The organism is Demetria terragena DSM 11295, from assembly GCF_000376825.1.
GTDB classification, from domain to species: Bacteria; Actinomycetota; Actinomycetes; order Actinomycetales; family Dermatophilaceae; genus Demetria; species Demetria terragena.
The window spans coordinates 1,901,308-1,913,819 of sequence record NZ_AQXW01000004.1 but is presented as its reverse complement, the minus strand read 5'-3'; the positions used below and the strand labels follow the sequence as shown (position 1 = coordinate 1,913,819).

The 12,512-nt window shown below is 63.6% G+C and carries 12 protein-coding genes; 5 read left to right on the top strand and 7 right to left on the bottom strand.

Going from position 1 to position 12,512, the window contains the following annotated elements:
• Nucleotides 1-51 precede the first annotated feature (51 nt).
• Nucleotides 52-1,263 (top strand): hypothetical protein, encoded by a 1,212-nt coding sequence (locus tag F562_RS0113590; RefSeq protein WP_018157519.1) that lies wholly within the window; start codon nt 52-54, stop codon nt 1,261-1,263.
• Between the two features lie 45 nt (nt 1,264-1,308).
• On the opposite strand, the gene dcm is transcribed toward F562_RS0113590, so the two are convergent.
• The 5 genes from dcm to F562_RS0113565 form a co-directional block, all read right to left on the bottom strand.
• Nucleotides 1,309-2,724, bottom strand: coding sequence for a DNA (cytosine-5-)-methyltransferase (gene dcm, locus F562_RS0113585; RefSeq protein WP_018157518.1), 1,416 nt, complete (start codon nt 2,722-2,724; stop codon nt 1,309-1,311).
• 212 nt (nt 2,725-2,936) lie between these two features.
• A complete protein-coding gene (locus F562_RS0113580; protein WP_018157517.1) occupies nt 2,937-4,124 on the bottom strand; it encodes an alpha/beta hydrolase in 1,188 nt (395 codons plus the stop codon).
• Nucleotides 4,117-5,097: a type 1 glutamine amidotransferase family protein gene (locus tag F562_RS19240; RefSeq protein ID WP_018157516.1), complete on the bottom strand. Its 981-nt coding sequence runs from the start codon at nt 5,095-5,097 to the stop codon at nt 4,117-4,119. The genes F562_RS0113580 and F562_RS19240 overlap by 8 nt, the downstream gene beginning before the upstream one ends.
• Nucleotides 5,094-6,311 carry an ATP-grasp domain-containing protein gene (locus F562_RS0113570; protein WP_018157515.1) on the bottom strand — a complete coding sequence of 406 codons (1,218 nt, stop codon included), beginning with the start codon at nt 6,309-6,311 and terminating at the stop codon, nt 5,094-5,096. Before F562_RS0113570 ends, F562_RS19240 begins: the two co-directional genes overlap by 4 nt.
• 63 nt (nt 6,312-6,374) lie before the next feature.
• Nucleotides 6,375-7,169, bottom strand: a complete 795-nt coding sequence (locus F562_RS0113565; protein ID WP_018157514.1) for a VOC family protein — start codon at nt 7,167-7,169, stop codon at nt 6,375-6,377.
• Nucleotides 7,170-7,303: 134 nt separating this feature from the next.
• Between F562_RS0113565 and F562_RS0113560 the strand changes: the two genes are divergently transcribed.
• On the top strand, nt 7,304-7,822 hold the full coding sequence (locus F562_RS0113560) for a peptidylprolyl isomerase (RefSeq protein ID WP_018157513.1): 519 nt from the start codon (nt 7,304-7,306) through the stop codon (nt 7,820-7,822).
• 20 nt (nt 7,823-7,842) lie between these two features.
• Complete coding sequence (locus tag F562_RS0113555; RefSeq protein WP_026181274.1) at nt 7,843-8,760, top strand: rhomboid family intramembrane serine protease; 918 nt, start codon at nt 7,843-7,845, stop codon at nt 8,758-8,760.
• Nucleotides 8,761-8,825: 65 nt separating this feature from the next.
• Here F562_RS0113555 and F562_RS20640 read toward each other — a convergent pair whose 3' ends face one another.
• Nucleotides 8,826-9,143 (bottom strand): cell division protein CrgA, encoded by a 318-nt coding sequence (locus tag F562_RS20640; RefSeq protein ID WP_018157511.1) that lies wholly within the window; start codon nt 9,141-9,143, stop codon nt 8,826-8,828.
• Nucleotides 9,144-9,269: 126 nt separating this feature from the next.
• On the opposite strand from F562_RS20640, the gene F562_RS0113545 reads away from it, so the two are divergent.
• Entirely contained in the window at nt 9,270-9,986 is a 717-nt protein-coding gene (locus tag F562_RS0113545; RefSeq protein WP_018157510.1) for a DUF881 domain-containing protein, read from the top strand.
• 33 nt (nt 9,987-10,019) lie between these two features.
• Nucleotides 10,020-10,643 carry an aminodeoxychorismate/anthranilate synthase component II gene (locus F562_RS0113540; RefSeq protein ID WP_018157509.1) on the top strand — a complete coding sequence of 208 codons (624 nt, stop codon included), beginning with the start codon at nt 10,020-10,022 and terminating at the stop codon, nt 10,641-10,643.
• Here the strand turns inward: F562_RS0113540 and pknB are convergent.
• Nucleotides 10,640-12,502: a Stk1 family PASTA domain-containing Ser/Thr kinase gene (pknB, locus tag F562_RS19235; protein ID WP_018157508.1), complete on the bottom strand. Its 1,863-nt coding sequence runs from the start codon at nt 12,500-12,502 to the stop codon at nt 10,640-10,642. The two genes, F562_RS0113540 and pknB, sit on opposite strands and share 4 nt — an antisense overlap.
• Nucleotides 12,503-12,512: the final 10 nt, after the last annotated feature.

Below are 12,512 nucleotides of genomic sequence, written 5' to 3'. Positions count from 1 at the left end.
ATGAGGAGCCGGATCGGCGCACATACGCGCGATGCTGATACGAATAGTTCTATGGGGAACGTCGTCGTTGATCAGATCGGGGCCGCGGGCACCCTGCTGCACGGCACCGACACCACCCTCTCGGTGCGGGCCAGAGCCGAGTTGTTGCTGTCGGCGCTGCCGGGCGCCACTCGCGAGACGTACGCGGGAGTCGCTGTTGTGGCGTTCGAGAATCAGGTGATTCTGAGCAGGCAGATCACCTACCTCGGTACTCCCTGGGAGGTTTACAAAAAGCGCATCCAGATTCCGAAATCCTGGCTGGAGGTGCACCGGCAGGCGGCGCAGGACGGACTGGTCGTTCGTTTCGTGGGGGTCTATCACTACGAGAGCAGCACGATCTTTGTCGACTTTGATCCGATCACCTATATCGCGCGAAAGGCAAACAACTCGGCCGCGCATGTGTCGACCAACGACCTGTTTCAGGCGCAGACGCTCGGCCAGTTCTCCCGCCAGGACAAGAACGGCAACCGCCTAACGAGCGTGCGATCAGACGAGTTCGCGACCTACCTGCGCTCGGGCTATGACGAACCGAACCCGCACGTCGAAGTCCTCGATCGATTCAGCGAGAAGTTCCTGGACGGGTCAAGAGTTGAGGGTCTGAGGGCGGTGCAGGAGATGTACACCGCGGGGTGGCCGGACAAGTTTCAGAACGAGTGGGCGGGTTTCTACCTGGAGTTTCGGCTGAGCCGATACCTGGCCGAGCATGATCTGCAGAGCCACATCACGGTCCAGAAGGTCAAGCGCAAAGGCGAATTCGACTACGACCTGCGGTTCCTCGATCACGGCGTGCTCGCGCACTACGGCGACCTCAAAGCCTCGAACATCACGGTCAGTGGCTCGCCGGGCAACGATGCGGCCAACTTCTTTCGCTGTCTCGAGGAGTTCGGCCGATTCTGGTATGTCATCTACGAGCACGAGACCTGGCACGGGCGTGACAACGGCGATGTCGCGACCATCGCGTGGAACGAATGGCGTCGTTCGGTCGGCCACGTCGGGCGAGAGGCGGTCTACAACCCGCTCTCCTACGCCCGAAAATTCAAGGAGGCGGTGCGATTCGTCCGGGTGAAGGTCCTGGAGGTCAATCAAGCGAATGTCGGCGTGGTACTCGGGGACTTCCAGAAGGACTTCAAGCAGCCCGACGGGTCGCTCCGACAGGGAAAAGTCATGATCCAGAAGAAGGACATCGACAACTTCCTGATCTACCGCAAGTCGATCGAGACCTGACCTGAGGTCCTCGACACGGTGGCACCGTGCCGAGACTGACCCTTCTCAACTCGCTTGGCTCGGTGCAGCGCCACGAGACCGCTCGCGCGCCAAGGCCCTTTCGCGGTCGAGCGCAAGCGAACTCAAGGCGTCAGGACTCGGGTTTGGCTCGGCGCTGAGGACACACTTGACCAGTCGTGGCGGCAGATCGTCCCGATCACGCTCGACGTGGGTACGGAAGACATGCCAGGCAGCCCCGACGGCTACACCGTTGCCGACCTGCTTGTAGGACTGCGCCTCGCGCTTGTTTGCGAAGCCGAAGGATCGAGGCAGGCCTTGCAGCCGTGCCGCTTCGTGCGGCGTGATCCGTCGGCGACGACTTCCGATGATTGATGTCTGGGTGATGGCCACGAGGGCAGGAAGGTAGGTCGGAGCCTTTGCTCGGATACCCGAGGGGCGCAAGTGCATCACGGTGTCCCACAAAGACTCATGGTCCTGTGCCTGCCACTCGAGTTTGCGACGAGAGGCGGGGAAGTCTGCGAATTCGCGATGCCGGCGGCGCCAGGCATCGATCGTGGCCTTGTTGTCCTCGTAGAACCGGATGTTTTTGCGAATGAAGTCGCTCTTCCACTTCGGCAGCGCGTCGACCTCGAGGTCATCGAAGGATCGTTGGGGCTGCCAGTAGTCGGCCCAGAGGGGAAAACCTGGCAGTCGCAGTCCCGTTGCGGATCGAATGGACCTATTGAGATCGTCCCAGGCATCGATCCATCGGACTTCGTCCGCACTGAGCTTGTAGCGCTCCAGGTGGTCGATAGTGGAGTCCTCGTCGAGGACCCACTCCGCGTCCCAGTCGTGCACGCTCCAGTCGTCCACCGGTCCGCGCATCACGGTGGGAGCGACGTCAGTCTCACGCAGCGCGCGCGTCGGGCCGACGTAGGTGCCAAGGATGAAGACGCGGTCACGGACTTGCGGGGTGCCACCCAGGGATGGCGGCAGGAAGTGTGGAGAGAAGACCGATGGTGTGGACGACACCCGGTACCCGATCTCGCGGAGCGTCTTGATGATGACGTCCCACTCGTGACGGTGCCGTGGTCCGGCCAGGTTTCGCACGTTCTCAAGCAGCACGACGCTTGGACGGCGCGCTTCGAGGATGCGGGCGATGTTCCAGAACAGGGTGCCGCGGGTTTCGTCCATTCCCCGTTGAAATCCGCTCTTACTGAAGGGCTGGCACGGGAACCCTGCTGCGAGCACGTCATGTTCGGGTACGCCGACCTCGCCCCGCTCTGGCGTGGCCAATGTGATGTCGGTGTTGAGCGCGGGCTGTTGCGCTGCGGGAAGCGGATCGACCCAGTTGTGCTCGTATGTCGTCCGCGCGGCAGCGTCGATCTCGGAGACGTAGACCGCGCGACCGCCCGCATGGTCAAGCATCGCGTGGAAGCCACCAATTCCGGCGAAGAGATCGATGTACTTGAACCGCTGCATAGCTGAAAGCTTAGCTATTTGATTCGCAATGTCAAGCTCTGATCGGGCATGTCTGAAGGGTGGAAGCAACGCGATTCTCCTCCTTGCAAGTATCGAACACATGTTCGAGATGCCACATGAGTACCAGGCGCTACTGACATCGTCGGGGCGGCGCAGAACGGGGGTCTCGACAAGCTCGACCGGCAGGTTGCTCGATCGGCATCTAAGGACCCCTACTCGTAGTAGTACTTCGCAGGCCCCGGAAACACCCAGGACAACCCATCCCGTAGGCGGTCGCGCCAGTTTTCCCATGAGTGGCCATCGCGCGCTTCGACGTAGCGCACCTTCATGCCAGCGGCTTCCCAGACGGGCACCATCGACCGGTTGGGCACGATGAGGGGCTCATAGACACCGCACGAGGCAAAGATGCGGTCAGTGACATGGGTGGGGTTGGCGCGGTAGCGGTTCATAAACTTCACCACCGGATCAAAGACCTCGCCTCCGCCATGGTCCATTCCGATATCGGTGAATACGAACGAACCCGATTGCAGCAGAAGGGAACCGAACGTCCCGGGGTTGCGTACGGCCGTCGACAGGGACGCGACGCCGCCAAACGAGGCGCCCATCAGGCACCGCGCATCAGGCCGGTCGATCAGCGGTAGGTCGGCCGCCAGGCGCGGCAACAACTCAGCGCTGACGAAGCGTGCATGTGCTGAGTAGTTCGCGTACTCCCGGTTGCGATCACCCGGGTTGGTGAAGCACACGATCGTCTCTGCCATGTCGAAGCGGTGAATCAAGTTGTCCAGCACGGTCTTCATGGCGGCGAAGTTGAGGAAGTCATCGCCGTCGTGGACGATGAGCAAGGGATAACGACGATTGCTGCGGAACCGCGCTGGTAAATAGATGCGTGCGTATGAATCTCGCCGCAGCGCGCGCGACGGGATCACCACATCGTGCAAGGTGCCGGGCCTGGCGTACGGATCTGGCTCGGTCCACTCCGGTGTGACATAGCCCGCCGCGTGGCATACCGATGAGGAGCCCATCGGACTATTCGCCACTCGCTGATTCAGCGGGTCATTGCCCTGCTCAACGTGCTCGCCGTGCCGAACTTCGAGTTGATACTCGACCCGCGAACCAGCGGGGAGTTCGATCGTCACGTAACGCAGCGAGGTGTTTCCCACCCGGCGCATCTGGATTCGCTGTGGCTGGTTCACGATGCGGTGGAGTACGTGCACCTCATCGGCTTCCCCGCGATAGAGGAAGGTGCATTTGGCGCCCTCCACGATCGGCACATGCGGCTGCCGGGCGAGGAATCGGTCGATCGCGGGCTCGTCGAGTGGCCTGCGGTCACGCAACCGGTTGATGGCCAAGCGGCGCCGGTGTGCAGACCGCCCGACCGGGACCGGAGTCGACTCAGTCAACGCTCTCGACCTCTCTGCGCAGCGGGGCGATCCCGCCGGATTCGGTCAGGACGGGCGTTCCTTCCGGCAGGCGAAAGTCCCTGTCACATTCGACCCGCGCGCCGGGGTCGAGCGGCAAACAGTGGGACGGAGCGAAGCGCTTCACCAACGAGCCCATCAGATGCGCGTCGTTTAACATCAGCCGCTGGCGCGCACCTGGCAGTGCCACCACGTCGCGGACCAGGCCAAGACCCTGGGTGTAGACCTCCGGGTCGGTGTGAATGCCCGTGCTCCGGTCGTTGAACAGCACCACCCGATCCGTGAGCGCCATCGCCCCGGCCGACCACGCGACGACAGGGCGCTCGGTCAGCAACGGCGCAAGGTTGAAGGCGTGCAGCATGTCCAGCAAGACGGCAACATGCCCGCCAGCGATGACGACCCCCGCGCACTGCGCGACCTGGTCGCGCACCTCGGCCCGGTGCCGGGCCATCGTCGGGCGCTCGTGCGGCGCAGTTCGCGCGTAAAACGTGTTCTCGATCTCGGCGACGCGAGTGAGGTGCTTGGCGTCGAGTCCTTGCAGCACCTCCACCGCGTCCTCCACCGCGCGCTCGACCAACGAGGGTCGCCGGTCGGGCAGTTGCTCCATCTCGAACAACGCGGCCCGTGCGTGGGACACGCCGATCAGGTAGAGATCCTGAATCTCATCCCGCGTCTCGCGCCGTACGCGATCCGCCTCAGCCAACTCTGGATCGTGCTCGAGCACCTCCTGCCAACGCTGCCAAAGGTTCAGGTTCACGCCGCTATCGCCGAGGTACTCGTTGAGCTCACCGACATCCGACTCGCGGTCTTGCCAGCCGGCCGTGACTGACGCCAGCGGTTTGCCATCGAGGTCCAGCCGGCGCAGCGCGGCCGCCAATGTCGGTTTGCGCTGCGGACCCAGAAGGGTGATGGGCGGGATCGGGGTGTCTGATGTGTGCGCTTCAGTCAGGGTCACGAAGCGTAAACCTGCACGGTTTCCCCGACTTCGTTGAGCATGGCGCGCAGCGCGTCATAGTCCGGATGCTTCAGGCGAATCCACGCATTCGCCATATAGCCCGCGGCGACCGATTGGGTGGGGGTCCCCGGGTCTGGCACGTGTGCGTCGATGACCCACTCGCCCATCGTGGTCTGGATTAAGTCGAGACCGCTGTAGCCGCTGATGAACCCGTCCTGGTTCGGGCGCAGCGCGATGATGCCGGTGGCGTACTGCCGGGACGGGCGGGCGGTCACCTCGCCGTGGGTGATGGCATCGGCCCATGCCCGGTAGACATCCATGTCATTGCCGACACTGTAAAGATCCCAACAACCAACGCCTGGTGGGCGAGCCCCAATTTCACTGAAACGCAGACCTTTTGGCCCGTAGAACCATTCCATGTGGGTGGCGGAGGTGCCTATTCCGAGGGCTGCGTTGACCCGCTCGCCCATCTCGCGTAGTTCGCCATAGAACGGGGCTTCCTCGACCCGGTTGGTCGAGATGTACTGCGGGCTGACCCAGCGCGTACGCATCGCCTCGAGCACATTGGGGTAGTAGTGGCACGCGAAGTCCAAAGCAACCCGGCCATCGAGGGACAAGGTGTCGTAGAAACCCTCGTGACCCTCAACGAACTCCTCGACGGCTACCGACTCGGTGCCTTCCAATTCCCTTGCTACAGCAGCGAGTTCAGTGTCGTTCTCAATCTTGTGCGTGCCCGCAGCCCCCGCGCCGTCGCGGGGTTTAACGATCAGCGGATAACCCACGGTGCGTGCGAACTCGCGCAACTCTTCAAGTGTTGACACCGCGGCTGAGGCTGCAGTGGGTACGCCGGCCTGTCGCAGCGCCTCCTTCATCGAGGGCTTGTCGCGACAGAGCCAGGTCGTCTTGACGCTTGTCCCTGGGATGCCGGTCTGTTCCCGAACGATTGCCGCCGGGAGAGTATGCGCCTCGATGGTCGCCTCGAGGGCGTCGATCCATGCCATCGACTGGAAGTGCTCCACCACAGCGCGCAACTGGTCGACATCAGTGACCGAGTTGGTCTGCTCGTAGTGATCGATCCACCCGCGCAACTCCTCATCCAGCCACTCTGATGGAGTTTCTCCGACGGCGAAGACCGTTGCGCCTGCTTCGTGGAGAGCGCGAACAAACTCCCGTTGGTTACGAGGAAAGTTCGGTTCGACAAACACCACATTCATGGGAACGACCCTAACTCTGGACGGGCCGAACGGCTGACACTTCGGCGTACTGCACCACCAACGTCAGGCGCCGGCACGAGCGATGGCGAATTGCGCACCCTGTGGATCTTGCATGACCGCCCCTTCGGAGCGCCCGGCGATGTCATGTTTGCTGAGGAGTGTGCCGCCCAGACGTTCGATGCGGTCGATGGATCCAGCACGGTCAGCGACGCGGAACACAGGTAACCAATGGGTCGGCTCAATCGCTGTGGTCACCCAGGCGGCGGCGTGCATCAGGGACTTGTGAGTGTCTGGGAGGACCGCGCCGGGCGGCTCGTCGTCCACGCCACCCTCCCCCTGACCGGCCAGAAACAACGCCGTCACGCTGGGAGTGGTGCGTTCTACCCAGCCGAACTGGGCCGAGTACCAGTCGATCACGGTGCATGGCGCCAGCGTGCGCAGCGTGGCCCACCGCCATGACCCAAGGCCGCGCATTCGAGGCTCACGCCTGGTTGAGGACTCCAAAAGCCCGAAATGTGCGCCAAACGGGTCGACTACTGCGGCGGATCGGCCCTCTGGCTGCATTGTCACCGGTGTGGAGATCGTGGCCCCCGACGCGAGCGCGGAACTGGTCGCGGCGTCGATGTCATCGACAGCAAGGTAGGTCCGCCACTCTGGTTCCCCACTCCGCATCGCGAGACCGGCGACTGGACGTCCGTCGAGCATGGCGATCTGATAGATCCCGTCGGAGCGCTCGTGTGGGTCAGCGAAGGTCCAACCAAAAACCTCGCCATAGAACTCACGGCCGCGGGACATATCTGGTTGGACCACGTCAATCCAGCACGGAGCGCCGTGCTGAGCAACGCGCGCAACGCTCATGACCACGCTCCTCAACTGAGTCGCCTGCAACCTAAACCTACGTAACGGTCTGCAGAACACTGATCTTACCTGTCTACAGTGAACTTGGGCGCCTGGGGAGGATGCACCAGTCCGGTGCGTGAAAGACTGCCGGTATGAATGCAACGCTGCACACCAACCACGGCGACATCAACGTGACGCTGTTTCCCAACGACGCCCCCAACACGGTGGAGAACTTCACCGGACTGGCCACTGGCGAGAAGGACTACAAGGACGACGCGGGCCGTACCAGCCCCACGCCGTTCTATGACGGCCTGACCTTCCACCGCATCATCCCCGGATTCATGATCCAGGGCGGCTGCCCGAAGGGCGTGGGCATCGGTGGCCCGGGTTATGAGTTCGACGATGAGATCTCACCCGACAAGAACTTCAACGCCCCCTACATGCTGGCCATGGCCAACGCCGGCAAGCGCATGGGCAAGGGCACCAACGGATCCCAGTTCTTCATCACTGTCGGCGCCACCTCCTGGCTGCAGGGCAAGCACACCATCTTCGGCGAGGTTGCCGACCAGGCGGGACGCGATGTAGTCGACAAGATCGCGGCCGTTCAGACCGGCGGGCAGGACAAGCCGGTCGAGCCGGTTGTCATCGAACGCGTCACAGTCACGAAGTAGCCCGAGAAAGCCCGACACCCGTGTCAGACCCCACGAACGGTCCATCGGAGTCCGCCTCGGGCGGCGAGGCGACTCCGGTCTGCCCTCGCCATCCGGATCGTCCCTCGTATGTGCGTTGTCAGCGCTGCGAGCGACCGATGTGCCCGGACTGCCAGCGGGTCGCGAGTGTCGGCAGCCAATGCGTTGACTGCGTACGGCAATCCGCCCGTGAAGCGCGGCCGATCCGCGGAATATTCGGTGGATCGGCCGCGCTCGGGCGCCCGCTGGTGACCTACACGATCATGGCGATCTGTGTCGTGGTCTATATCGCCCAGCTCGCGTCGCCGCGGGTGACGTCTTCGCTGATGTATGCACCGCTGCTCGGCGGCGACGAGCCGTGGCGGATGATCACCGCGGCGTTCGTGCACTCCCCTGCGGGTAGCGGGAACATCACTGCGGTCTTTCACATCCTGATGAACATGCTGGCGCTGATGTTCTGCGGTCAGTACCTCGAGCAGCTCCTCGGACGGGCTCGCTTCCTTGCGCTCTACCTCGTGTCGGCACTCGGCGGCTCAGTGGGTTACGAGGTCTACGCCGGGCTGATCGCCGACCCGCTCCAACGAGATTCGCTGTGGTTCACCCCCACCGTCGGGGCTTCCGGCGCAGTGTTCGGCCTGTTCGGCGCGTTGATTGTGCTGAACAGGCACTTGGGGCGCGACATCAGCCAACTCATGGGCTTGCTCGTCGTCAACACTCTGATCCCGTTCTTCTATCCCGGAATCGCCTGGCAGGCCCATGTCGGTGGCGCGCTGGTCGGAGCTGGGATCGCCGGAATCATTGCCGCGCTCGGCAGGGACCGGGCGCGGGCGCAGTGGGGCGGGATCGCCGCCGTTGCGGTGTTGCTTGTCGTGACCGCGTGGGCGACCTACCACCATGTGATGGGTCCGCTGGGCTTGTAGCCCACGGAGTGAGTTACACCGTTGTAGTTATCCCCACTGTGGATAACTCCTGTGGATAACTTTGGCTACTTCCACCGCGTTGTCATGAGGAATCCGGCCATGATGAGGCCGAACCCAATCGCGAGGTTTCCGTAGCCGATTCCGGGGATCGGCCAGGTGTTCTTGGTGCCATCGGACGCGACGTAGAACACGACGATCCACAGCAGACCCACGAGCATCAGGGTGCACATCACCGGTGCCCACCAGGACGGGTTAAGACCAGGCACGGCCTGCGGTCGGGTACCCCGGCGTTTTTTCAGCTTCGAGGTCTTCGACGTCGCAGTGTCGTCCTTGGCAGACTTATCGGTCGAGTCGGGAGTGTCCTTGTCCTTCGACGTGCTCACGCCGCGGCTCCTTTGATGGTCTGAAAATTCATGCCGTCCCCGCACAGGGAACGGGCTTACCCTTGAGGGTAGTTGACCACCTTGGCCTCCGAAGAGGGCATCTGACCGCAATGACGTACTGATTCAATGAAGGCACCCCAGTGGCGCATGCTGGTCCCCGTAGTCGCGATGGGTGCGGGGGTCCTGTTCGCGGTGAGCGCTTCCACTTCGCAAGGCGACGATCTGCGGCCCGGGGCCAACCTCGCGGGGGTCGTCCAGAACGCGAGCAACAAGGTCGACGGCCAGCATCAGACCGTACGAAACCTGCGCGGCGACATTCAGCGCCTCACCGCGGGACAGCCCAGCACCTCGCGGCTCGGAGAGTTAAGCAAAGAAGTCAACGAGGTAGCGCCGGCCGCTGGGATGCGTCCGGCGACCGGCAAGGCCCTCAAAGTCACCCTCACTGACTCGACTCGCGATGTGTCCTCGCTGCCGCAAGGAGGTACGGCCGATTGGTTGGTCGTCCACCAACAAGACGTGCAGGGTGTCGTCAACGCGCTATGGCGGGGCGGCGCGAGCGCGATGATGCTGATGGATCAGCGCGTGATCTCAACCAGCGCGGTGCGGTGCGTTGGCAACACCCTCATCCTCCAGGGTCGGGTCTATTCGCCGCCGTTCACGATCACCGCGATCGGGCCCACCGAAGACCTGAAGAAGGCACTCGACACCGATCCTGCTGTTCAGAACTACCGGGCCTATGTTGACCTTGCAGGTCTCGGCTACGACGTTGCGGACGTCAAGGGTAAATTCCCGTCCTACGAAGGATCCTTGAATCTACGCCACGCGCAGCCTGTGGAACGCTGATCCATCTCTCGCCACCAGCCTGAAGGAACGACCGTGACCCGCATTCTCGTTGTCGACAACTACGACTCGTTCGTGTTCACCATCGTCGGCTACCTCCAACAGCTGGGCGCCGAATGCACGGTGGTGCGCAACGACGCGATCACGGCAGCGGACGGCGCCGACTTCGACGGCGTCCTCATCTCGCCGGGACCCGGCACGCCCGAAGACGCGGGGGTGTCGATGAGCATGATCGAGGCGTGCGCTGAGCGTGAGCAGCCGATGCTGGGGGTATGTCTGGGACATCAGGCGCTGGGAGTCGTGTTCGGTTCGACCGTGGGTCAGGCCCCCGAGTTGTTGCACGGCAAAACCTCACAGGTGCTCCACGATGCCTCGGGCGTACTGGACGGGCTCGGCTCCCCTTTCACCGCGACCCGCTACCACTCCCTGACGATCGACCCGGACACCTTGTCGGACCACCTGCTGGTGAACGGCCGTACCGACACCGGAATCATCATGGCCGCCCGGCACGCCACGCTGCCCCTGCACGGAGTGCAGTTCCACCCCGAGAGCGTCTTGACCGAAGGCGGTCACCGACTGCTCGCCAACTGGCTGCAGGTCTGTGGCGACCAGGAGGCCGTCGGCCGTAGCGCCGGATTAGCGCCGCTGGTCCACACCTAATCCTGCGGCGGAGGCGTGCTCTTGCCTTTCGGTGAGGTGGGGGACGGCGCCGGCGGAGTCGAACTCGACGGCGGCGGTGGTGTCGAACTCGGTTCACTACTGGGCTCGGTTGAGGGGGAAGGCGTCTCGGTGGGCTCTGTTGGTGGCGGTGACACGGTGACCGTCGAGTCTGGTCGCTCGCCAACGAAGACCGTCACCTCACTGTTGAGGTCAACCTTGTCGCCAGCCTTCGGAACCTCGATGACCGTTCCCCATTGGTCGGAGTCGTCGGTAGTGCGCTCCTGGACGTCAGCCGTCAACTTGAGCTGACTCAGCGCCACGGTGGCCTCGTCTCGAGACTTCCCGGTGAGATCTTCAGGGACCGTGACCTTGCCGCTGGACAGCCGCAAGGTGACCGTCTGCGACAGCGCGACCCGCTTGCCCGGAGCCGGGTTGGTGCTTGCGACCTCACCCTTGGCGTAGGTGGTGTCATCCTCCGGCTGGTTGGCCACCCTGATCTGGTCTTCGGGGAAGCCCCGCGCGGTCAAGGCGTCAATGGCTTGAGTCTCAGACTGCCCCCGCACGTCTGGCAAACTCACATCGCCGGGACCGGTCGAGACTTCCAAGGTGACCTCTGACCCCTCGGGCACCTGAGAGTTGGCCTCCGGGTTCTGGGAGATCACATTGCCCTGGTCGACCGAGGAGCTGGCGACCTCTTCAACGTTGGGCACCAGGCCGACGTCCCGGATCATCCGCTCGGCCTCTTCTTGAGGCTGCTGGACGACCGCCGGAACCGTGGCTGCGGGCGTTTCAGTGTCGCCCTGATCCTGAAATAGCAGGTAGCCGATCCCGAGAATGGCCGCGAGAGCGACCACCCCGGCCAGAGCCCACAGAGCGGTACGCCTGCGCGGCTCCTCCGCGTCGGCCATGTCGGCGGTGTGATCAGAGGCTGCCACGGGTTCGGGTTCCGACCGGCGACGTAAGACCGCAGCCGACGCTGCTCCGACGGCAGCCAAGCTGGCTACCGCGGCGGGGCTCACACCGCGTCCGGCGCGACCGTCCTGCAGGTCAGTCCGAAATTCGGCCGCCGACTGATAGCGCTTCTCCCGATCCTTCTCCAAGGCGTGCATCGTGATGGCATCCATGGCCTCGGGAAGGCTCGCCTCATGGCTGGACGGCAACTCCGGTTGGTCCTGGATGTGCTGGTAGACGAGGCTGACGGGCTCGCCGACGAATGGCGTACGGCCAGTGAGGAGTTCGTACAGCACACAGCCGGCGGAATAGAGGTCAGAGCGTTCGTCGACGGTGGCGCCACGGGCCTGCTCGGGTGAGAGGTAGCGCGCGGTGCCAACCACGGTTTGGGCAGACGTCATCGTTGCGCCGGCATCCGCCAGCGCTCGGGCGATGCCAAAGTCCATGACCTTGACGCTGCCGCCACGGCTCACCATGACGTTGGCCGGCTTGATGTCGCGGTGCACGATGCCGTGGTCGTGGGAGTACTCCAACGCCGCGAGCACACCCTGGGTGATGCGGGCAGCCTCATCCGGGGAGAGGCGACCCTCCTCGTTGAGGATCTCGCGCAGGGTCTTGCCGTCGACGAACTCCATCACGATGTACGGGACGTCGACTTGGGCGCCACCGGTCTCGATGAAGACGTCCTCGCCGGAGTCATAGACCGCGACGATCGCATGGTGGTTGAGGCCCGCGGCTGATTGCGCCTCGCGGCGGAAGCGGGTCAAGAAGGTGTGGTCGCGGGCCAGGTCGGATCGCAGCATCTTGATGGCCACTTGCCGGCCAAGGCGGGTGTCATGGCCAAGGTGAACCTCGGCCATACCGCCGCGGCCAATGAGCTCGCCGACCTCGTAGCGGCCACCGAGCATGCGAGGAGGG